The 21,055-nt window shown below is 48.6% G+C and carries 21 protein-coding genes and 1 tRNA gene; 13 read left to right on the forward strand and 9 right to left on the reverse strand.

Going from position 1 to position 21,055, the window contains the following annotated elements; all coding sequences use genetic code 11:
* Positions 1-186 precede the first annotated feature (186 nt).
* Genes HQRW_RS10680 through HQRW_RS10695 form a run of 4 tightly spaced genes read left to right on the forward strand, consistent with a single transcriptional unit; the run spans position 187 to position 4,412 of the window.
* Positions 187-1,293: a branched-chain amino acid ABC transporter permease gene (locus HQRW_RS10680; protein ID WP_014556591.1), complete on the forward strand. Its 1,107-nt coding sequence runs from the start codon at positions 187-189 to the stop codon at positions 1,291-1,293.
* Positions 1,290-2,723: a branched-chain amino acid ABC transporter permease gene (locus HQRW_RS10685; RefSeq protein WP_014556592.1), complete on the forward strand. Its 1,434-nt coding sequence runs from the start codon at positions 1,290-1,292 to the stop codon at positions 2,721-2,723. Before HQRW_RS10680 ends, HQRW_RS10685 begins: the two co-directional genes overlap by 4 nt.
* A complete protein-coding gene (locus tag HQRW_RS10690; protein ID WP_014556593.1) occupies positions 2,716-3,576 on the forward strand; it encodes an ABC transporter ATP-binding protein in 861 nt (286 codons plus the stop codon). The genes HQRW_RS10685 and HQRW_RS10690 overlap by 8 nt, the downstream gene beginning before the upstream one ends.
* Positions 3,573-4,412 (forward strand): ABC transporter ATP-binding protein, encoded by an 840-nt coding sequence (locus HQRW_RS10695; RefSeq protein WP_014556594.1) that lies wholly within the window; start codon positions 3,573-3,575, stop codon positions 4,410-4,412. The genes HQRW_RS10690 and HQRW_RS10695 overlap by 4 nt, the downstream gene beginning before the upstream one ends.
* A 194-nt stretch (positions 4,413-4,606) precedes the next feature.
* Here the strand turns inward: HQRW_RS10695 and HQRW_RS10700 are convergent, their stop codons facing one another.
* Both HQRW_RS10700 and HQRW_RS10705 read right to left on the reverse strand, forming a co-directional pair.
* The gene (locus tag HQRW_RS10700) at positions 4,607-4,870 is read right to left on the reverse strand and encodes a type II toxin-antitoxin system RelE family toxin (RefSeq protein WP_014556595.1); all 264 of its coding nucleotides are present in this window, start codon (positions 4,868-4,870) and stop codon (positions 4,607-4,609) included.
* Positions 4,867-5,157, reverse strand: a complete 291-nt coding sequence (locus HQRW_RS10705; protein ID WP_014556596.1) for a ribbon-helix-helix domain-containing protein — start codon at positions 5,155-5,157, stop codon at positions 4,867-4,869. Before HQRW_RS10705 ends, HQRW_RS10700 begins: the two co-directional genes overlap by 4 nt.
* A 252-nt stretch (positions 5,158-5,409) precedes the next feature.
* Here HQRW_RS10705 and HQRW_RS10710 point away from each other — a divergent pair, with 252 nt between their 5' ends.
* Positions 5,410-5,778 carry a hypothetical protein gene (locus tag HQRW_RS10710; RefSeq protein ID WP_149031553.1) on the forward strand — a complete coding sequence of 123 codons (369 nt, stop codon included), beginning with the start codon at positions 5,410-5,412 and terminating at the stop codon, positions 5,776-5,778.
* A gap of 349 nt (positions 5,779-6,127) precedes the next feature.
* Here HQRW_RS10710 and HQRW_RS10715 read toward each other — a convergent pair whose 3' ends face one another.
* Together HQRW_RS10715 and HQRW_RS10720 are read right to left on the reverse strand one after the other, a co-directional pair.
* Complete coding sequence (locus tag HQRW_RS10715; protein ID WP_014556598.1) at positions 6,128-6,886, reverse strand: hypothetical protein; 759 nt, start codon at positions 6,884-6,886, stop codon at positions 6,128-6,130.
* 99 nt (positions 6,887-6,985) lie between these two features.
* Positions 6,986-7,621 carry a uracil-DNA glycosylase gene (locus HQRW_RS10720; RefSeq protein WP_014556599.1) on the reverse strand — a complete coding sequence of 212 codons (636 nt, stop codon included), beginning with the start codon at positions 7,619-7,621 and terminating at the stop codon, positions 6,986-6,988.
* Between the two features lie 312 nt (positions 7,622-7,933).
* On the opposite strand from HQRW_RS10720, the gene HQRW_RS10725 reads away from it, so the two are divergent.
* From HQRW_RS10725 to HQRW_RS10735, 3 genes are all read left to right on the forward strand, one after another.
* A complete protein-coding gene (locus tag HQRW_RS10725) occupies positions 7,934-8,635 on the forward strand; it encodes a nucleotidyltransferase family protein (protein ID WP_014556600.1) in 702 nt (233 codons plus the stop codon).
* A 171-nt stretch (positions 8,636-8,806) separates the two neighbouring features.
* Positions 8,807-9,589 (forward strand): UTP--glucose-1-phosphate uridylyltransferase AglF, encoded by a 783-nt coding sequence (gene aglF / locus HQRW_RS10730; protein WP_014556601.1) that lies wholly within the window; start codon positions 8,807-8,809, stop codon positions 9,587-9,589.
* A 46-nt stretch (positions 9,590-9,635) separates the two neighbouring features.
* Positions 9,636-10,622 carry an SDR family oxidoreductase gene (locus HQRW_RS10735; RefSeq protein WP_014556602.1) on the forward strand — a complete coding sequence of 329 codons (987 nt, stop codon included), beginning with the start codon at positions 9,636-9,638 and terminating at the stop codon, positions 10,620-10,622.
* 263 nt (positions 10,623-10,885) lie between these two features.
* Here the strand turns inward: HQRW_RS10735 and HQRW_RS10740 are convergent, their stop codons facing one another.
* The 3 genes from HQRW_RS10740 to HQRW_RS10750 form a co-directional block, all read right to left on the reverse strand.
* Entirely contained in the window at positions 10,886-12,262 is a 1,377-nt protein-coding gene (locus tag HQRW_RS10740) for an ABC transporter substrate-binding protein (RefSeq protein ID WP_014556603.1), read from the reverse strand.
* A gap of 568 nt (positions 12,263-12,830) precedes the next feature.
* Entirely contained in the window at positions 12,831-13,181 is a 351-nt protein-coding gene (locus HQRW_RS10745; protein ID WP_014556604.1) for a DUF5615 family PIN-like protein, read from the reverse strand.
* A complete protein-coding gene (locus HQRW_RS10750; protein ID WP_394324562.1) occupies positions 13,182-13,463 on the reverse strand; it encodes a DUF433 domain-containing protein in 282 nt (93 codons plus the stop codon).
* A gap of 133 nt (positions 13,464-13,596) precedes the next feature.
* On the opposite strand from HQRW_RS10750, the gene HQRW_RS10755 reads away from it, so the two are divergent.
* The gene (locus HQRW_RS10755; RefSeq protein WP_014555765.1) at positions 13,597-14,814 is read left to right on the forward strand and encodes an IS701-like element ISHwa4 family transposase; all 1,218 of its coding nucleotides are present in this window, start codon (positions 13,597-13,599) and stop codon (positions 14,812-14,814) included.
* Positions 14,815-15,117: 303 nt separating this feature from the next.
* The gene (locus HQRW_RS15900) at positions 15,118-15,267 is read left to right on the forward strand and encodes a hypothetical protein (protein ID WP_158307757.1); all 150 of its coding nucleotides are present in this window, start codon (positions 15,118-15,120) and stop codon (positions 15,265-15,267) included.
* Between the two features lie 755 nt (positions 15,268-16,022).
* Here the strand turns inward: HQRW_RS15900 and HQRW_RS10760 are convergent.
* A complete protein-coding gene (locus HQRW_RS10760) occupies positions 16,023-16,346 on the reverse strand; it encodes a DUF5785 family protein (RefSeq protein ID WP_014556606.1) in 324 nt (107 codons plus the stop codon).
* A 709-nt stretch (positions 16,347-17,055) separates the two neighbouring features.
* Here HQRW_RS10760 and HQRW_RS10765 point away from each other — a divergent pair.
* Together HQRW_RS10765 and HQRW_RS10770 are read left to right on the forward strand one after the other, a co-directional pair.
* Positions 17,056-17,904: a hypothetical protein gene (locus HQRW_RS10765; RefSeq protein WP_014556607.1), complete on the forward strand. Its 849-nt coding sequence runs from the start codon at positions 17,056-17,058 to the stop codon at positions 17,902-17,904.
* Between the two features lie 466 nt (positions 17,905-18,370).
* On the forward strand, positions 18,371-18,907 hold the full coding sequence (locus tag HQRW_RS10770; protein WP_231852314.1) for a hypothetical protein: 537 nt from the start codon (positions 18,371-18,373) through the stop codon (positions 18,905-18,907).
* 211 nt (positions 18,908-19,118) lie between these two features.
* Here the strand turns inward: HQRW_RS10770 and HQRW_RS10775 are convergent.
* Positions 19,119-19,202: transfer RNA gene (locus tag HQRW_RS10775), tRNA-Ser, on the reverse strand.
* A 349-nt stretch (positions 19,203-19,551) separates the two neighbouring features.
* Here HQRW_RS10775 and HQRW_RS10785 point away from each other — a divergent pair.
* Positions 19,552-21,015, forward strand: a complete 1,464-nt coding sequence (locus HQRW_RS10785) for a sugar transferase (RefSeq protein ID WP_014556608.1) — start codon at positions 19,552-19,554, stop codon at positions 21,013-21,015.
* Positions 21,016-21,055: the final 40 nt, after the last annotated feature.

The raw sequence follows: 21,055 nt of genomic DNA on the forward strand, positions 1-21,055 counted from the left end.
TCATTCTCTCATATCTTTTTATTATAAAATAATTTGATAGGGTGCATACCTGTTTTGAGTTTATCTGAGAATGATAGTATAATACAATTCACAGCCCGTGAGAGCACTTTTTACCATTGTCATAACCCCTCGGAAGAAAGACTTATGACCGTTTCGCGTCCGGAATTATCTTGAGGACAATTATCAATGGGTATCGCCGAGACATACACACGTGGTCGACGGTTTGCGGTCACCCGACCCGGGTCCATTCTCCTCGCAATTGTTGGATTCATCTTATTGTTTGATCTTGCGGGGCAACTCACATCGGGGCAGATAACATTCAGCAGTGTTGGCTCGCTCATATGGGATGGATTAATGCGTGGTCTTGTGATTGGACTTGCCGGAATCGGGCTTTCGATGACATATAGTATTTTGAACTTCGCCAATTTCGCACATGGCGATTATATTACCGCTGGAGCGTTTTCTGGATGGGCAACAACATATCTCATTGCTGGACTCGGTCGAGCGGATGTCGGAGCATTATTATTAGTTGGTGCTGGCGGATCGGTTTTCGGCGGAACGCTTGGAATCAATGTTATTGGAACGCCGTTCGCGATTATTGCAGGTATTATTGTTGCTGGAATTGCGGCAGTCGGATTAACGCTTGCAGTCGATAAGATTGCATACAAACCAATCCGGGATGAAAGTGGTATTGCACTCCTCATCACGAGTGTTGGAGTCGCATTCGCTCTTCGATATTTGATGCAGTTTGTATTCGGTCCGAGCGTTCGTGGAACGACAAGTCAACCGGCATCTCTATCACTGTATTTCATTGATGGCGTTGTTCGCGTGAACACCCACGATGCCGCACTCATAATTATTGGTGGTGCATTGATGCTTGGCGTTCATTTGCTCTTGCAACGAACTAAACTTGGAAAGGCAATGCGAGCGATGTCTGATAATGAGGATCTCGCTCGTGTAACAGGGATTCCAACAGAGCAGGTCGTTCGGTCAGTCTGGGTTATTGGTGGGGGACTAACTGGGATTGCAGGATATATGTTTATTCTCTGGAAGGGAACACTTGGATTCAATGACGGATGGTTGCTTCTTCTGTTGATCTTCGCAGCCGTTATTCTCGGTGGGATCGGCTCAATCTACGGTGCAATCACTGGTGGATTAGTAATCGGACTGACGGCATCTGTCTCGGTGATTTGGATTCCATCAACATTCGCCCGTGCAACTGCGTTTATTATGATGATTGTGATTCTTCTTGTGAAACCATCTGGTATTTTCTCCGGGAGGTCAACCGCATGAGTACAACAACACTCCCTGATAGTCTGACTCGACGAGTCCCAGGTGGTGATGCCGGTATTATTATTGCCACACTTGCAGCAACATACCTCGCATATGTGCTTATTGGCATCGGGCTTGGGTACTCACTCCGTGGGCAATTAAACACAATCGCAGTTTTGACCTTCTATATTGGCGTGTTTGCGATGCTTGCGCTTGCATTGAATCTACACTGGGGATACACTGGATTATTCAATATCGGGATTGTTGGATTCATGGCTGTCGGAATCTATGTGATGGCGCTGGTTTCAAAACCAGTGTATCAGGCTGGTGGCGCCTCACAGGTCGGCGGGCTTGGACTTCCAGTCATCATTGGAATTATTGCCGGCATGATCGCTGCGAGTCTTCTTGGGCTCCTGATTGCGCTTCCTGCACTCAGACTTCGGGCAGATTATCTCGCGATTGTGACGATTGCAATGTCTGAGATTGTTCGATTTTCATTTCTTTCTGGACAATTTCAACAATTCAATCTTGCTGGTCGTCGTGTTGGCTTTGGTGGTGGTTCAGGGCTTATTCTTGATTACACTGACCCACTCGAGTCATTCTTCAGTTTCTTTGGGCTCTGGGATGCATATCTCGGACTTGTTGAGACAGTTGGAATTATCATTCCGAATAATCCCAAACCGGTCGTTGATGGACTCGTGTATGGTGTTGTGTTGCTTTCGTTTGTCGGGCTGTATTTCTGGTTATTGAAACGAACTGGTGAGTCGCCGTTCGGTCGAGTTCTAAAGGCAATTCGGGAAGATGAAGAAGCAGCAAGTTCGCTCGGCAAGGACACAAACGGATTCAAAATAAAGGCGTTCATGCTTGGATGCGCGTTGATGGGTCTTGCTGGAATCCTTTGGTTCATGCGAAGCGGGGCTGTCACTCCGAATACCTTCCGTCCACGCATTACATTCTTTGTTTGGATTGCGCTGATTATTGGGGGTGCGGGATCAAATACCGGAAGTGTGCTTGGTGGTGCAATCTTCGCGGCGCTATTATATCAGGGTCCACGATATCTCAAGAATCTTCTCGATACAGTATTGCCGAGTGCCAGTTCACCGTCGAGCTTTGGTCCTGCAATTGCACCATTGATTTCAAATCTCGATATTACTCCACTACTATTCTACACGATTGATAACATCAGACAACTTCAATTGGTATTCATGGGTGTCGTTCTTATTTGGCTCATGCATAATCGCCCAGAGGGACTTCTCGGTCATCGAACAGAAACCGCCTCACCAATCACACTGAGCGCACCAATCGCACAGACAGTTGCAAGCGAAAGCAGATCAACAACTGCCGACGCTGATACCGACCCAGACCCTGACGCAACTGAGGATATCGCCCCTGATGGTGGGAGTAATTCGACAACCGATAGCAATAATGGGGGTATCAATTCAAATGAGTGACGTCGGGAGTGGATCACAAAGTGAGCAATCTCTCAGTAGTGATCTCAGTATCGGTACGGATGGCACCGATATTGACACAGCGACAACGCATCCACTTGTCGTTGAAAATCTCCAGAAATCATTTGGCGGAATCACGGCTGTCGATAACGCCTCATTTGAGGTTGAGGCTGGCACACTAACCGGATTGATTGGTCCAAATGGTGCTGGGAAATCGACGACATTCAATCTCATCACGGGAACACTCACACCCGACTCTGGGACGGTCCGATTTAATGATGAGGATATTACCGGTGCAACACCACATGACGTTGCCAATCGAGGGCTTGTTCGAACCTTCCAGATTGCACGCGAACTTGAGGAAATGACCGTACTTGAGAATATGATGCTTGCTCCCAAGCGTCAGCGTGGGGAAGCGCTGTGGCGATCAGTCGTCCCCGGATTTCGAAGCGACGTTGCCGAGCAGGAGACAGAACTTCTCGACCGTGTTTGGGATGTAATTGAGTTCTTTGAAATTGATCATATTGCTGATGAGTATGCCGGAAATCTCTCGGGTGGACAGCGAAAACTGCTTGAGTTGGCTCGTGCGCTCCTCACTGACCCTGATATGTTACTGCTTGATGAGCCATTCGCCGGTGTGAATCCATCACTTGAACGTCGTTTACTTGAACACATCCATGAACTTCGCGAGCAGGGCTACACATTCCTGCTTGTCGAACATGATATGGACCTCATTATGGAGAACTGTGAGCACGTTATTGTGTTACACCAGGGTCGCGTTCTGACTGAGGGGAGTCCGGATGAAGTGCGCGGTGATGAAGACGTCATTGAGGCGTATCTTGGAGGGACAGTATGACGAGTACGAGTGAATCATCAATCGGAGCATCAACTCGGACTAAGAGCGACGGTGAGACTGATACTGAAAGTGAGAGCGGGTCACCAGATAACAAATCAGTCTCACAGGCATCTCGTCCCGACCGTGCCGAAGAGTCGTTACTCTCTGTGCGTAGTCTTGATGCTGGATACGGTGATCTTCAGATTCTTACTGATGTGGACATGGATGTCGGTTCTAGTGAGTATGTCACCATTGTTGGACCAAACGGTGCTGGGAAATCAACCGTCATGAAGTCTGTTTTTGGATTAACAGCGCATATGGGTGGTACGGTCACGTTTGATAATGCCGATATTACTGGTCGTCGGCCTGAGGAGATTATTCGAGAAGGAATCGGCTATGTGCCACAAAATGAGAATGTATTCTCGACATTAAGTGTACGTGAAAATCTCGAGATGGGCGCATATATCCTTGATTCGGTTCCAGACGATGCACTTGAGGCTGTGTTTAATCGCTTTCCGATACTCAGAGAACGTCAAGATCAGAAGGCAGGGACAATGTCCGGCGGGCAACAACAAATGCTGGCAATGGGTCGCGCGCTCATGCTCGAACCCGAATTACTCCTATTAGATGAACCATCAGCAGGATTAGCACCTGATCTTGTTGACGATATGTTTGACCGAATCGACGGAATCAATCGCGATGGGACTGCTGTCCTGATGGTTGAACAAAACGCCAAAGAGGCGCTTCAGCGATGTGATCGTGGCTATGTGCTCGCCAATGGGGAAAATCGCTATATGGATGACGGTGACGTGTTACTGAATGATGAGCAGGTTCGACAGGACTTCCTTGGTGGATAATCTGCGATGAGAATAAGAGTATAAAAACCTGATTTACACGGTTTTATTGGTGTAATGAGGATATCATAGAACTATTTACACAGGCTTGATTTCATCAGGATTTAATAAATTAATTGTCAGGACGAGCCTGCGTATCGGCTACTGAAGATTCTATCAGAATGTCTCGTGCAAGATGCAGGGCCCGGGTCCACTGGTCAGGGTGGGAGATGGCGATCGTAGACATTCCGACGGTGACCGACTGCTTCAACAATCAATCGATCGGCTTCCTGATCCCAGGTGATGATGGCTCGGTAGTCGCCAGCGCGAAGCTTATAGTATGGATACCCTGAGAGGCGTTCTAACCGATGGTCGGTCCAGTCGGTTGCCTCGTCGACTTTGTTCAATACACGATCGGCGACGTGGTCTTCAAGATCTCTGAGGTGTTCGAGAGCCTGTTCGGTGTATTCGACGCTCGTCATTCGTCACTGTCATCCAGCCCGAGACGTTCTCGGGCTTCAGCGGCTGACACCGTCTCACCGGCCTCACGCTGCTTGCGACTCTCCAAGAGGTCAGCCAAGATCTCCTCTGATAACTCGGGTGAGGGATTCAGCCAGTTACGGAGAGCATCGCGGACAGCCTCCGAACGAGAGGAGTAGCCTCGACGCGGATATTCGGACTCGATGGCATCAAGCACCGTCGAGGGAACCCGAACATCGATTTTTTCCATCCGTTCGGTCTCGGAGGTGTCGTCAGCATCAGTGCTCATGCTCTGTGAGACGCACGTCTCACAAATAAATCATTGGACTCTTCGAGACGATATTGAGGGGTCCGTTGCCAATTTGTGTGATAACTCGGTAAGAGGTAGAACATAAACTACGTTTCCTGACACAGAACGTGTGTGTAAGACTGCGAGCGCGAATGTAGCACGCCGCGTACTGGCAATTGTGCGTGGCGGTGAGTATGATCACATATTGTGACTATTTCCAACCGTTTCTTTAGAATTCAGCTGAGAGTTGTCATGAGTAAAACAATGACAAACCGATTTGACCCAAAAGTCGGTCTCGTACTAGGAGGTCTTCCGGTTGTGATCTTCATACTCATTGGTTTTCGAGATCTCGGTGTGCTCGGTTCGTTAGCGGTCACGTACGCCCTCATCGGATGGCTAATGGCACGCCAGTGGGACATCTGGCGCGACAGAGGCGGCAGTATCGTCACTACCTGGGCGGTGCTGTTGGTCGTGCCAGTGTTGGGTTCGGGACTGTTTGGCGTACATGATGGGCTCTCTTTGACTAATGACCAAGCCTTTGCACTCCGACTATTAGTGTTAGGCGTCGGTTACGCCGCGGCAGGGATCGGCGTTGAGATGGGACGAGCGGCTGAAAAATGACTATTTTGGTCCTTCCACCTTGACGTTCAGCAGGATAATCATCATAATTCGCTACAGTTTATAGAAATTGAGACAGTCAGTAGGCAGGGCTACTGACCAGCTGTCCTATCTAAGTCGGGTGAAGATCGACGGTTATCGGTTGCTGATTTGAACCTCTGTATCTTGCAAGGCGTTTCTGACAGAAGTGGAGCAAGTATAGACTGATTCTGGTGTGTGAACTTCTTTACTGAGCGATCCACGGATTAGTCAACAAAGTATGTGAATCGTTTATGATATGTTCAGTGTGATAGCTAGTACTACCGACACAACGGAAGTGACACTCGCATGGTTACTCTGTTATATTACAGTCTCAGTTACGCACGATTCGTGGGAGACCATCTTCACTTGTCGCATACAGTCCAGTATCGATGATAAATTCTGCAGTGTGCTTCGGAACGACTCGTTCAGCACGCCAGCGAGCGCGGATATTCGCAATGACAGTTGCAAGATCGGAATCATGTTTGATTGTTGGTTGTGAGTCGAGAAATGCAACATCACATGATGCTGCACTCGCGCAATCGGTAAGTGTCTCAATCGCCGGCGTCTCAAACGCATCAGTAAAATCAATCGCCTCGGTAAATCCAGCATAATATACACGACCGCCAGCAGACGGTCCGAGGACAACCTCGTTCGAACGTAACTGCATCGCAGCAGTGTCGATTGTTGACCGGAGGAGAAAGGGCGTCGTGGGTTCAATGACAGCGACTGATTGTGCATCCTCATCACGAAGAAGGTGTGTCACCGTGTTGCCGACACGACCGGCGAATGTTGAGCCGACTTGGACCTCAACTCGCGCTACTGAGGGGTCATCAAGTGTCTCGCTGACGATTGTTCCGACTGTTGTTGCAGCCGACTCATTGGTGTCGACATATTTCTCGGGAAGTGCATCATCCGAACGATAATTTACCAGTAAATCACCGCCAGAGCGATCAACAGCAATGAGCATGTCACGTAAAATAGCGTCATATAATTCGGCTGTTTCGGACTCTGAGAGTGGACTCGTCTCGGCGAGCGTCTCAAACACGACTCCGGGGCGCGGAGGGTCGGCGAGGATACAAACAACTGTCATACGTGGTCTCCGCAGTCAAGCCGCTTTATTCCAGTGCTCTGATTATTGTACTATGTTCTACTTATTTATTTGAGGATAAAGTCTAACTCAAATTATACTTCATCGACTTCGTCGTCCCTTCGTCTGTCGGTAGTCCCGTGTGAAGATATTCTCTTTGAGATGAGTCACGAATGCATCAGCATGCGCATCAGTTTGCTTGGTTAGTGATATCATCGGCACAAGTTCGAATCCACGACCACGAATTGTCGTTGCATGCTCCTCAACAATATCGAATGAGTCTGGTCGTCGTGTCGTATAATCGATTGCGAGTTCACGAAGTGTTGTTTCACCGATTGGAATAATGATCTCTGGATTAATCATCCGGATTTCAGCGTTTAAATATGGCTCACAAGCGCGGATCTCCTCATCGGTCGCAGTACGGTCTGGATGTCGACAGCGCGTCACATACGTAAGAAACGCATTTTGAATATCTGGTTCATCCGCATCGGGGGGTGTTCGTGCAAACCCAAGTTCTCCGAGAATCGTTTGTAGATGACGACCGGCATCATCGCCGGTGAAGGGGACACCTGTCTGATCGGCACCGGCATGTGGTCGCTCAGCAACAAAGAGAAAGTCACCACCAACATCACCATATCCGTGAAGAACATTCTCGCGAGTCTCACAAAGCCCTGGACAGTTCTCACATTCAGTGTCCATTCCATACGGATTTGCGAGTGAATCATGATTTGCATCCATATCATATCGATGCTTACCTGTGAGCAAAAGCAGTCGGTTTAGGATAGCGGATTTGTCGTCTATGCGATCACTCAAGCACAGCATTTTCCGCAATCGAAATCGGGAACGTTACGTGAGCATGTTCTGACAAGCACCAGAGATCTACTTGGATAGATACACGCACGCTGTGCAGGAGTTAGCAGAGAATTCGATATAATATGATTATGATAACGCTCCACGATCTATGTCATGGGTCCCGGGTGAGACAAGAGCGAGATAAATACTAATCAGCGTGTCGGTGGATTCAGGAGGATTCCGATTCAATCCTCAGTCATGCATGCGGTTGTTCCAGCGGCAGGACAAGGGACACGACTCGGGGAACTGACTGATAATCAGCCAAAGGGTCTCGTCGATATTGGTGGACAGTCGCTTCTTGCGTATGTATTGAATACCGCTATTGAGGCGGGTGCAGACGAACTCATTGTCATTATTGGGTATGAGGCAGCACAAATTATTGATCGATTCGGCGACGTATTCGATGGTGTCCCGATTACATATATCCATCAGCGTGAACAGTTAGGGCTTGGACATGCCGTATTACAGGCTGAATCACAGATTGATGGAGATTTCTTATTGGTAAATGGCGATAATGTATTTACTGGGAGTGTGCGTCCGATCGTTGATGCATCTGAGCGCTTCGATGCCGTCCTCGGTGTCGAGAAAGTATCACCCGCAGTTGCGCAGACAACAGGTGTTATTCAAACCGATCAGACGGGAAATGTCAGCAGTATCGTTGAAAAGCCCGCTGACCCATCATCGACGCTTGTCACAACCGGCTGTTATCTGTTACCTGAGGAGATCTTCATGGCGTGTGAGTTACTCCAGCCATCCGCAGAGGGCGAGTATCAACTGAGCGAGGCTGTCGGATTATTAGTCCATGCGGGATATGACGTGGGGACCGTCCAGGTGGGTAAACGGATCAACGTGAATACGCCTGGGGATGTTGAGGATGCTGAAGATCTGGTTCGTAGATGATATTTAGAATGGTTGTGAGATAACATTGATTTGAGTATGTATGTATGCAACTCACATCAGCTCATCATGAGAATCAATGATCAATATCCAGAGGTCGTTTCGATTGATGAGCGCATCGCACGTATGAGATAACACGACGGTTTTTTATTAACTTATTATCATCTACATGGTATGCAAGCAGTTGTACTGGCCGCCGGCGAAGGGACCCGGCTCCGCCCGTTGACAGAGGATAAGCCAAAGGGAATGGTTACTGTCGCAGACAAGCCAATCCTCACGCATTGTTTTGAACGGCTGATTGACCTTGGCGCGGATGAACTATATGTCGTTGTCGGGTATCGAAAAGAAGCTATTATTGAACACTATGGCGATGAATTTGAAGATGTCCCAATAACGTATGCTCACCAGCGTGAACAAACCGGTCTTGCACATGCGCTATTGACTGTCGAAGAGCATATCGATGATGACTTCATGTTGATGCTTGGTGATAATATCTTTGAGGCGAATCTGCATGATGTGATCAATCGTCAGCATGAGGATCGCGCCGACGCTGCTTTTCTTGTTGAGGAGGTTCCGTGGGAAGAGGCTAGTCGATACGGCGTTTGTGATACAAACAAGTATGGCGAGATCGTCGAGGTCGTTGAAAAACCTGATGAGCCCCCATCAAACCTCGTGATGACCGGATTCTATACATTTACCCCAGCCATCTTTCATGCATGTCATCTGGTACAACCATCTGGTCGTGGCGAGTATGAAATCAGTGACGCGATTGATTTATTACTGCAATCAGGGCGGACAATCGATGCAATTCGGATGAATGGCTGGCGTGTTGATGTCGGGTATCCTGAGGACCGTGATCGTGCTGAAAGCCGTCTGCAGGGTGAGTCTTTACAGGGTGATATCGAGGCGACTCCCGATACTGGGTCGGTGGTAGACGGCAACACCTCGACCGAGTGACGTAGATACAGTAGGTCTTTCAATAATGATTGTCTCATGAATACTAATGCAAATACTCGTTACTGGCGGTGCTGGATTTATTGGGGGACACCTCGCAGAGCGATTCATCGCCGACGGGCATGACGTCACTGTGCTTGATAATCTTGAGCCGTTCTATGATACCCGAATTAAACAACAGACAATCGAGGTCTGTCGAACATGTGCTGATGACGATTCAGGGTCATATCGATTTATTGAGGGCGATGTTCGAGATGTTGATATCGTTACGGAGCTGGTTTCTGACGCTGAGTATGTGTATCATCAAGCCGCACAGGCTGGCGTTCGGCAAAGCGTCGCGGATCCACGGAAATACGATGAGATCAACGTCGAGGGGACATTAAACATACTTGATGCCGCCCGCGATACGGAGACTGAACGGGTCGTCCTTGCATCATCCTCATCAGTGTATGGCAGACCTGAGTATCTCCCATATGATGAATCACATCCAACAACGCCGGTAAGCCCGTACGGTGCATCGAAGTTAGCAGCCGAACGATACGCCTGCGCATACAGCGAGGTATATGATTTACCGGCAGTTGCGCTGCGTTACTTTACCGTCTATGGACCCCGAATGCGTCCAAATATGGCGATTTCGAATTTTGTCTCACGGTGTCTCAATGAGCAACCACCAGTCGTCTATGGCGATGGAACACAAACGCGCGATTTTACCTTTATTGATGATATTGTTGAGGCGAATGTCACATTACTAACCGAGAGTGCTGCCGATGGCGAAGCGGTCAATATCGGAAGTACTGACAATATCGATATCCTCACGCTCGCCGAAGAAATTCGCGATCAATTAGCGCCGGAACAAGAAATCACGTTTTCCGAGCGCCATGATGCCGATGCCGAACACACCCATGCCGCTGTTGAAAAGGCACGAGATGTCTTGGGATATGAACCGACGCATACGATTCGAGAAGGTGTCAACGAATTCGTCGAGTGGTATTATGAAAATCGTGATTGGTATGAGCCGCTTGTACTCCAAAGCTAGCTGAATGTTATCGTTATACTGTAGTCAGTTGATTGGATAGTCGATAATCACTTTGCTTAGTCATCTAACGTTTCTTTGGAGGATAATTGCGGAGACGACTACTATGATAATATCTCATTTTGACCCATATAACTCGAAGATCTGTGTGACTGAGTGGGTAATACAGATACGATTGGCGCTAAGTGCCAAGCAATAGCCTGATTGGATTGTAATAAAACAAAAATCTGGATCAACGCGAAATCGACGCGAGAACAGAAGTGTCGTTAGTTTCCGGAAAGAGCCGTTTCGATTGCTGAGGAGTACGACGACGCGCCCTTATTGAATCCAACAGTCTCGACGACCTCACCATCGTATTCCTCGGTGAAGACGCTTGTAAAGCGATCTGAAAGCTGCTGTCCGTAGTCGTTGTTCACGAACAGTGTTGAAACAGAACTTACCTCAAGTCGCTCAGACATCACCTGTGCCATGACACGACCCTGCAGGAAGTCAGACGGTGCCGTCCGGAAGATATAGTCATCATCATCAAGATTTGAAACAGACAATGCTGTCGAGGATGGTGAACATCCGACGACCTCATTTGGAATAAATACCTGCTGTGAGGTTGGAACGTTCACACCGGAGGAGGCCGTCCCACAGACACTCGGGACACCAGCGCTGATGAGTGATTCACCAGCGGAGACACCAGCACTCGGAGATGTCTGTGTATCCTCAGTTTGTGCATTGACTGAGATGCCTGCAGGATTCGCCTCATTGACCTGCATTGCTGGGAGTTGTGCAGCCTGAATCATCGGCTGTCCGACTGACGCAAGATCGCCTGTCTCTGGAAGGAGAATCCCAACAGATACCTCACGGTCGGTGCCACCAGGTCCGCTATCGGCTGCAGGACCAGACCCTTCTGGATTTGCGCCCTCGAAGTTCTGCACATTAACCTGAGAGGTTGCTCCGTCTGCAAACTCCCAGATGGCGTACGCTGCGGACGCTGGGTCGCCGTTCTCATCAAAGTTTGTCGCCGAGGAGGCACCCTGATAATTCACGTCCTCGCCATTTGCAGCGGCTTCAACACCCTCGATGAGGTTGTCAGGAGTGACCGTTGTGCCTTCGGGATTCGCGATACGTCGCATCTGGTCACGAACCGCCGTTCCGTCGTTCTCGCCTGCGGCGGCATTCGCAAGGATCTGAATTGCGACTGAGTCATATGACTGTGAGGTGAAGACACCGGGACTTTCGCCGTACTCATCTTGGAAGAGTGAATTAAACGCTTCCTGGCTTGGACCGCCTGCAGCAGGAGCTGTTCCTGTGACGTTTGCCATCTCATTACCAACCTGTCCGGGCATTGCACCATCACGAAGCCCGTCCGGAACGAGAATTTCTTCACTCCCATCAGATTGGCTGTAATAATCACGGAAGAGTTGAATTCCACTTTCTGGATAGCCAATCACGACGACGCCCTCTGGACCGCTTGATCCGGAAGACATTCCAGTGGATCCACCACTCTCAGTTTCTGTTGAGTCAGAGCCACCACTCTCACCTTCACCGCCTTCTCCTCCGCCGCCGACACAACCTGAGAGACCAACAGTTCCCAATACTCCGGCTGCTCCAGCGCGTTTCAAGAATGCTCGACGTTCAATATCTCGTGCCATATCTCGTGAATTGTCAGTCGTGAATATAAAAGTGCCCGTTGTCAGTATGTATCAACGGATCATTATGTAGACGTGTTGTGAATATGTATACGAATCTTTTAATGAGATTCATATATCGTAGTCTCCGCTAAATATGGAACACGTCGGATAGCCAGTAATGATACGTTCAAGCACTCAATGCTGAATATCAATCGTGGAGTATGTAATTTGATATCGATGAGTCATGAGATAGTGCTATATTGAGAGAGAAGAATTGTCAGATCAGGATATATTCCACTATCGGTGCAAGCCATCTGCGTGCTGATATTGAACTGATACATCAATTCGTGTCAGGGTCTGGTTAGAAGAGTATCTATGCAAGGGGCAGAAGCCAAGCTAAAGGACAATACATGTGTTAGAATAGACACTCAAGCAGACTGATTCGGGTGGACCTATTGAAATTTCTCGAAAATGACAAGTTTCTATGAGTATCCTAAACATAGAGATTTCGTGTAGTATGACGACTTCTTTTTGACGAGATATTGAGCCAGTTGCTCAGTATGCCTACATATTTATTGGGATTACTGACTCATTCCTGAATCCACGGATCAAGGTTTTCGACTTTCCCAGACATATTACTCGGGGACTTGTAAGCATCAATGATGTTGAGAATGGCATTCGCAACCGCGTACGCTGAAGCTCGCTGGTTATTCAGTAGCAGAAGCCCTTCATGCCGGGAGCTGGCAAGTGGTGCGAAGTTCTTGATATCCGCAGTCACAATCATCAGTTCTTCCCGCTGAACATAGGGAAGTATATCATTATAATCGTCAGCATCCTCATGAAGTACATAATCAGAGTATTCGGCCCGGTAGTTCTCTTCTCGAAGAATTTCAGCAGTGCGCGGTTCGAGGTTTGCGTCAATAAAAAATGCCCACTGCATCTACTCCTCTCTCGGTGGGGTGAAGCCCGGAATGATGCCCTCGGGTCGGGTTATCTCGTCCTCTACGTCAGCCATGATTTGCTCCCGTTCCCGCCGGAGCTTCTCGAACTCTCGGGGATGGTCGTGGTAGTATAACAACGCAGCGTACACCTCCGAGACAGTAAGATCGTGCCGGTCCGCGACGGTTTGTGGTTTGAGTCCACGACCTTCGACTCTCTCGGCGATAGTCAGAACTGGAATACGTCGCCCATTAATGTGCGGTTCGTCGAGTATGTCCCGCACAATGCGGGTCTCCTGCTGAGACATCTATATTAGATTAAAATACGCGCTTACATTTAGATAAATGGAATGGTCACTTCACTGCTCGGCTCTGCACGTTTAAATAGGGGCGTGATGTAGGCAGCATTGAAACTTGATGCTGCCGATTACGGATTTCCTCTCGTGCACCGACGTGCTGGATGAATTCGACTCGCTATCATATCATCAAACGACTCACGCCAAAACGTACGTGACAGGTCTTGCTGCGGGCCGCAGCAAGACTGTAACCGGAATTGCACGAGAGGTCCTTCCTGCCGGAAGTGACCGAGCACTCAACAAGTTCATCACCGAATACGATTGGGATGAGGATCAGCTCAATCACGAGCGGTTAGAGGAACTGCAAAAACACGGAGAGACACGCTGGTCACAAAACGGCTATATCGTTATTGACGATTCAGTCATCCAGCGAACCGGGAAGTCCCTTCCCGGTGCTGGAGAGTTCTACGATCACTCTGAGGGTGAGCCTGTTTGGGGACAGAACCTCGTCTACGCGTTCTATACCGATGATAAAACGTCCTATCCACTTGCTTTTCGCCAGTACGAGAAGGTCGACGACGAGGACGAGGAAGACGAACAGGAGACAAAATACGACCTCGCACGAGAGATAATCACGGAATTAGAAGAAGAGGTAGGTGTGCCTGCGGGCACCTACCTCTTCGATGCATGGTTTGCTCATGACTCCGGTCTGATCGAACACGTCGAATCACACGGCAAGGACTGGATTGGACCACTACGGGGCAACCGACAGGTGACCTACGCGAACAAAGAGAGACGCGTCGATGCGCTCGAAGAGTGCATCGACAAGGAAGAGCGAGAAGTTGACGGTGAAACGTACAAAATTTGGACTAAGACAGTCCCTGTCTCGAAATTAGGTGAAGTTCGGCTGGTAATCACAGAGAAGGTTACCGATGAGGACAAAGAGAATCCAGTAAAGTATCTTGCGACGAGCAAGATTGACGCGCCTTCGGCACACATTATTCGGAGCTATTCGTACAGATGGCGAGTAGAGACATTCTTCGAGGACTCGAAAGAGGATCTTGGCTTAGGAGACTGCGAGGTTCGTGATTCTGACGGTGCCAGTCGTCACTGGCACCTTCAGATGCTGGCCTACAGCCTTCTTCGGCTTGGTCCGGAATCGAGCGCCTCGGAGCGACTTGTCTCGAAAGCCTCGTCGCTCCGATCACAACTCGAACACGGTCTCAAGGAGACGATCTACAACATGTTTTCCTGGGTGCGCGATCAACCAGACCGCGATCTCGATGGACTGATGGAAGACATTGACCACCTCTTTCTCCATTCTGAGGGTAGTTTATAAACGTGCAGAGTCGAGTTCACTGTCTACATTGACCGAATCAAAGAGTCTCAATTCTCGGCTCGTGACGTGCTGCATACACGCTTCGCATCCAGCCTGAAAACTTCGACAGAGTATCGAGCTTATTTCAGTTCGATTATATGTGCTGCTTGGAAGATGGTTCAGATTGAAGCAATTTATAGAGATATCTCTCACACAAGTTTTGTTGAGTTCTATCAGTTGGTATACACTTTTGACTGACTGATCGTAGTCACCTCTCACAAAGCAGAATTCAAAAGGAACAGGTACGACAGGCAAACGAGAATTGTGAATACGATTGACCGTAACGCATGTGCTGCTGGCGGACAGTGGAACGAACACGAGTTTAGCGATGATATTGATCCCTCGAAAATCAAGGAGGCAATTGAAGCAAATGGGCTTGAGTGGAAACAAGTCAGCACACGTGGGGTAAGCTAGCAAAACTGCTGTGTCTATGTTAGATCCTTGGGCACACTCGTTGAAATAACTCAGGAAAACCGCTGTGTCTTTGCCAGGTACACAGATATACTCGTCGAAATAACTCAGGAAAACCGCTGTGTCTGTGTCAGATACATGGATATGCTCGTCGAAATAACTCAGGAAAACCGCTGTGTCTGTGTCAGATACATGGATATACTCGTCGAAATAACTCGGGAAAACTGCTGTGTCTGTGTCGGATCTCTAAGCATACACGTCAAAATAACTCAGGAAAACTGCTGTGTGTACTCATGTGTAGTCTGTGAGAGTATAATACTCGTTGCTCACCATCGTCATCCGAATTTTCCTCTTTTTGAGACAGGGTACAGCGGGTCAGGTAATACATATGCATGAATGCCGGGTAAGTGAGTCCCGAGAAGTGTGGTGTCTTCCCAACGTCTCTGTCTCTCGAAGCCTATATGTTCAAGCGTAATAAGGCAGATGCTCTCGGGTGAGGTGAAGTCACAAACGTCGGTGCTCACGGACGTCACACATGACTCGATCTGTGGTGATTCACCAATTACAATTCAACCAATTACTGGGAAATACACAGCACAAGTGTCTTTGGTGACTCTGTTGGGATTCCGCTGAGCAATCGATTTGATTATTCATCGCACACGACGGTATCCATCAATTACGTCTATACGGGATGACTCTGAGCTGTGAGATCAGCACAGTGACGACCGGCAAAGATAGATTTAGAGAAGCAGACGATCTCAAGCCTCGCTTTCGGTCCCAACAAATTCCTCTGCACCCTCATACGACCAAAGGTCACCCTGGCGCATCGCACGTCCAAGTGCTTGATGAAATTCGATAAAGTCCACGAACTCTGCTTCTTCAACGTGTTCGAACACGTCAGCAACCGAAATAACGGTCTCATTATCAATACGAACTGGGTGATTGCCGTATTCGCTGACGAATGCGTCGCAATCAAGCGGGAAATCCTCATCTTCGTTTACTTTCTTTGCAATCACGGCATGCCCATACTTTCGACGCCCTTCTGAGCCCTGCTCTCCATCGGGATCATGTGGCCACTCCATATACTCGCGTTTGCACTCTATGACAAAGCCGTTACGGAATGATTGGGCTATATGTACATCAGCGATATCTCTGCACGTTCTTTATCGGCTCTATACCGCGATAGATGAGTCAATATAGAGGGAATGTTGATTGGGTATACCGGATATGTAATAGGATCAATCAGAGTGTATGAATTGGTGACATGAAATATAATAGATAGACACATAAACAGTGAGTAAGTATATCTGAGTGTCAAATAGTCATAGAGATATACGTTTTCTGAGGAACAAATACGACCCATCATAGATTAGGAGAGACGACAACCACCACGAGAAGGTTCAGCGCGTGAGATCATGGTCCACGGGGGAGGTCGTCTGGGAGATTTACAGCATCATCTAGGAGGTCAGCGACATCGGCGTCGAGGACGTGTTCATCGACCTGCTCAACACCGCGAACGTCTCACACGACAACATCAACAAGCTCTGCCGCGGGACGAACACCACGCCAGAGAAGTGAAAGAAGAATTGCAGATCCGTTGGAGGGTATTGAATCATTTGATGATGACCCAGGATCGGTAATTTCGTCGATAATGAGTTCTTTGTGGAACGCCGCAGGAAGACGGGATACTGCAGATATTTAGATCCGATATATAAGCTGTCGCTTGCTGTCAAGGCCGGAACGACGTGGACGTAGTGTGTTTTAATTCGGTCAGTCCCCTATGTCAATAAGATGACTGCCCGCGTCTACTATCATCATCCCGAGGATACTCAATATTCTCTCGCGTATGTCACTCAAGATAGAGATGAAATAACGATATCCGGGCAAGATGCGATTATTGAGCGCTATGATTTCGATGAGGAGTTCTTTGTACTATATACGAATCACGGAGCGAGCGGTACGGTTGAGGACCTCGACGACGAGTTCGAAGATGTCCTCGATGAGATGTCACCGCAGGACCGGACAATTACGGTGCGGTTGCTTCAGATATTCGAGGAGATCGTCGATGAAAAGCAGTTGGAAGAGGAAGCGAAGCTCGAAATTTACAAGCAGATCGAATTAGAGCGGATTCCCGACGCCATCGAACACGTTGATTGGAACGGTACCGCTGTCGATGTCGCAGGGCAACTTATGTCCACGCTGATTCTGAAATATGCGCTACCCAACGCGAATCATCGAACTTCAATCGGTATTGCTCAGTGGTATCTGGAGAGCATCGAAACCGGATTTTCATTTCCTGACTTTGCAACCGAAGCGTACGACTGGAAGGCGTGGGTCAACGGATACATTACCGAATCGAAGCGACTTCTCACGGTGAGACGGAACACGACTGCGTTCTCGTTACTTTCTGATTGGGGGTGTGATACCGTCGCACGGAAGAATGGTATCGAGATTGTTCTTACGGAGTACGACCTCAATTTCACCCGTTCAGAAGCGTACGCGCACTATGGCGATGTGCATACCGAACTCTGTACGGACTTCCTCGTCGAATCCGCCACACGTGCTGGACACGACGAACTCACCAGTACCGAAGGTATCAGAAAAGCGGAGTTCGTCTCGTTCCTTGAAGAGACAGAATAACGCGTTAGTCTTGAAGATTCGCGACAGTGCGCCCAAGCTCCCGGGCATATTCGCTCTCGGTTACGTCATACCGCTCTTCTAATAAGCGGAGTTGTTCGTGGAAGGTCATTGTTAGTCTTGGTTTAATTTAGGTGGTTCCTAGATAAGAAGTTTTCCCGCTGGCAAGGGTGATGTTCAGAAGAATGAAACGGTCAGAACCGATATCCTATATTCACTCTGGATGTGGAGAGCGTGTCATACAATGGTTTTCAACCAGAATATTTCGCAGGTTGGTGACTGAATAGAGACAAGAATACGATTTTTGCCGACTCAAACACGACTCGCGCGTTTGAGGTAGACACGGTCAAGGAGAATTCTGATGTCACACTGGATCCGACAGTGAACTCGGACACTGAAGCTAACCGATGCCATTCACGCTAAATCAATTGCTGGCATGAATCGGGCAGTCATCCGACTCCGTGAGCGTATGTATCAACATGAAATCAATAAGGGCGTGAATGCTCGACAATCATTCGATGCATCATTCCCAGACGCCGATGGTGAGGTCGCCTCTGTCCGCGCAACGCTTGATAATAAGGCGCGTCTCTCACGCCAGTATGAAGCAGTCGAATCACTGCTTGAGGCTGATATCACACCGGCACAGATCTGTGGATTAACGCCAGCAGATATCGATATTCACACTGGTGATGATCGCCGCTCTAAGCATGCATTTGCGGCTGTCTATCTTGAATCGGAATCATTTGCAGTGACTGTTCCAGCGCGTCCGCTTGATCGGTATCTCCGAAAGGCGCGAACAGTCGAATATATTACCTCAGAGAATGACACGCTGTTTCGCACACCTGAGGGCGAACCGGTCTCGGTTGAGAACTTTGAGCTCGTCCATCGACGAGGAAGGCTTGCACAGACGAATATGACTGGACAGGGTGGTGTCTGTGATGCGCTCAATGAAAGCCGTCGAGACAAACTCAATCGCGATACACCAGTCGCTGCGGATGCTGATTAGCTGTATTCGAAATTAAATACTAGAGACAGTTTAGTATCGAATATTCGGTATTTTTGATGTCATGATCTGGTGATAATCCAACTTTTTTCTGTAGATTTGTGCTGGTGTTTGTGAGGATGTGGGTAGTGCTTTGAGACTAATGAACAGTATTGTCGATTAAGACTACATAATACTCTATTGTGTATTAGAGACCGTCGAGAAGAAACGCATGCGGTGGGACTGGGATTTGAACCCAGGAGGCCATATGGCCACCTGCTCTCAAGGCAGGCGCGTTAGTCCACTCCGCCATCCCACCTATGCTTATTATAGTATGTTCCGATGATTAATGATTGTCGGTCGCGGTCGAGAACGGTCGGTGTTTTATTATTGATTGTGATGTTCGTGTGGTTGCTCTTTTTTTCACGAGATCAGATTAGTCACTTTGTTGCGTTGGTGAACCTTTCTAATGGACTCATGATCAGCAAGCTCCGTGGAGTCGTGTATCATCGTATAAGAGGACTCTTTCAGACCTGTGTCAAGAGGGTATTCGTAGAGAAACTCAGGATAATTTCAGGCGAGTGTATGTTCTTACACTTTTATCGGACCATGCCTACCGATGAGCGAAACAAAACTATTACTTCTATTGGATTGACACACAAGAATAGATGAATTCCGGATGGCAGTATCGAGCTGCGAGCACTGTGGGGGTTGCGTTGCTCACTGCAGCGGCGGTGGTTATTGTGAATAGCGGGACGGTACAGTCATGGCTCGGAATGATGCCAGTGCTCTCGCGATTGCCACCGGATCCACCTGGGGGATCGGAGTACCTGATTGAGGTCGGATTGACCGTTCTGGCTGTCACTGGAGCGCTTCTCCCATTGTACAAGCCGCGACCACGACGAATCCTTGACATCGTTATGTCGGCGCATAAACGCGTGTTCGCTGCCGTCTTTGCACTTGCGACAATCGGATATTTCGATTATACGTATAAACTCCCGCGGCTCACGCTTGTGGCTGCGACACCGATTCTGCTCGTGATACTGCCTACCTGGTTAGTGTGGTTGCGGCGACCTGAAACAGACAGCCAGCGAACGATTATCGTAGGTGATGACTTCGAGCAGATTGCGAGTATTACTCAAGAGAGTAATCTCTCGCTGTTGGGATATCTGTGTCCGACACCGACACTGGCAGTCAGTAGTGGGAGTGAGGTTAGCAAGAGAGGATCAGAAACATCGGTCGTCTCTGATGGTGGCTATGAGGCGATTGGAATTGATCGACTCGGTGGGTTATCACGGCTGGAGGAGACGCTGATTGAATACGATATCGACACCGTGGTACTAGCATTCGCAGAGACCGACCGAGCGGAGTTCTTTGGAGCGCTTGATAGGTGTTATGACCATGGGATTAGGGTAAAGATGCATCAAGCGTGTGCAGATACGGTATTGACTGCGACAGCAGAACCCGAGGGGCCACTGGTTGATGTTGCGATTGAGCCATGGGATATCCAAGAATACGTACTTAAGCGAGTCTTCGATATGGTCTTTGCAGCGAGCGGGCTCTTTGTGTTGACGCCAGTAATCGTGGTGATTGCAGTGGCGATCAAGCTTGACAGTCTAGGACCAGTGCTATATCAACAGGACCGAACCGCGACATTTGGCGAGACGTTCCCGATATATAAATTTCGGAGCATGATTCCAGATGCAGAAGCCGAAACAGGTGTCAAATTGAGCGAAGAGGATACGGGTGGGATTGATCCTCGGGTGACTCGGGTTGGTCGATTTCTTCGGGCGACACACCTCGATGAAATTCCACAGTTATGGTCGATCTTACGAGGGGATATGAGTGTGGTCGGGCCGCGACCGGAGCGACCGGAGATTGATATGGAAATTCAGACTACTGAAGTAGACTGGAGTAAGCGCTGGTTCATTAAGCCAGGATTGACTGGGCTGGCACAGATCAATGACGCGACCGGTCACGAACCGCAGGTAAAACTCCGATACGACATCCAGTACGTCCGCGAGCAGTCTTTCATTTATGATATGAAGATTGTGATACGACAAATCTGGATAGTCATTCTTGATGCAGTGAGTGTTGTGCTCGGTCGCTCAAGGGAGGATTCAGACGATTGAAACTGTTGCGGAACTATGAGTACGCATTCTGACTGGAGTC

It is taken from the genome of Haloquadratum walsbyi C23, from assembly GCF_000237865.1.
Classification (GTDB): Archaea; Halobacteriota; Halobacteria; order Halobacteriales; family Haloferacaceae; genus Haloquadratum; species Haloquadratum walsbyi.

Bases quoted from the DNA above. Each gene is read 5' to 3' on its own strand.
- HQRW_RS10680 (WP_014556591.1), top strand. From the start codon at position 187: ATGGGTATCGCCGAGACATACACACGTGGTCGACGGTTTGCGGTCACC.
- HQRW_RS10685 (WP_014556592.1), top strand. From the start codon at position 1,290: ATGAGTACAACAACACTCCCTGATAGTCTGACTCGACGAGTCCCAGGT.
- HQRW_RS10690 (WP_014556593.1), top strand. From the start codon at position 2,716: ATGAGTGACGTCGGGAGTGGATCACAAAGTGAGCAATCTCTCAGTAGT.
- HQRW_RS10695 (WP_014556594.1), top strand. From the start codon at position 3,573: ATGACGAGTACGAGTGAATCATCAATCGGAGCATCAACTCGGACTAAG.
- HQRW_RS10700 (WP_014556595.1), bottom strand. From the start codon at position 4,870: ATGACGAGCGTCGAATACACCGAACAGGCTCTCGAACACCTCAGAGAT.
- HQRW_RS10705 (WP_014556596.1), bottom strand. From the start codon at position 5,157: ATGAGCACTGATGCTGACGACACCTCCGAGACCGAACGGATGGAAAAA.
- HQRW_RS10710 (WP_149031553.1), top strand. From the start codon at position 5,410: ATGAGTAAAACAATGACAAACCGATTTGACCCAAAAGTCGGTCTCGTA.
- HQRW_RS10715 (WP_014556598.1), bottom strand. From the start codon at position 6,886: ATGACAGTTGTTTGTATCCTCGCCGACCCTCCGCGCCCCGGAGTCGTG.
- HQRW_RS10720 (WP_014556599.1), bottom strand. From the start codon at position 7,621: ATGGATGCAAATCATGATTCACTCGCAAATCCGTATGGAATGGACACT.
- HQRW_RS10725 (WP_014556600.1), top strand. From the start codon at position 7,934: ATGCATGCGGTTGTTCCAGCGGCAGGACAAGGGACACGACTCGGGGAA.
- aglF (WP_014556601.1), top strand. From the start codon at position 8,807: ATGCAAGCAGTTGTACTGGCCGCCGGCGAAGGGACCCGGCTCCGCCCG.
- HQRW_RS10735 (WP_014556602.1), top strand. From the start codon at position 9,636: ATGCAAATACTCGTTACTGGCGGTGCTGGATTTATTGGGGGACACCTC.
- HQRW_RS10740 (WP_014556603.1), bottom strand. From the start codon at position 12,262: ATGGCACGAGATATTGAACGTCGAGCATTCTTGAAACGCGCTGGAGCA.
- HQRW_RS10745 (WP_014556604.1), bottom strand. From the start codon at position 13,181: ATGCAGTGGGCATTTTTTATTGACGCAAACCTCGAACCGCGCACTGCT.
- HQRW_RS10755 (WP_014555765.1), top strand. From the start codon at position 13,597: ATGCTGCCGATTACGGATTTCCTCTCGTGCACCGACGTGCTGGATGAA.
- HQRW_RS10760 (WP_014556606.1), bottom strand. From the start codon at position 16,346: ATGGAGTGGCCACATGATCCCGATGGAGAGCAGGGCTCAGAAGGGCGT.
- HQRW_RS10765 (WP_014556607.1), top strand. From the start codon at position 17,056: ATGACTGCCCGCGTCTACTATCATCATCCCGAGGATACTCAATATTCT.
- HQRW_RS10770 (WP_231852314.1), top strand. From the start codon at position 18,371: ATGTATCAACATGAAATCAATAAGGGCGTGAATGCTCGACAATCATTC.
- HQRW_RS10785 (WP_014556608.1), top strand. From the start codon at position 19,552: ATGAATTCCGGATGGCAGTATCGAGCTGCGAGCACTGTGGGGGTTGCG.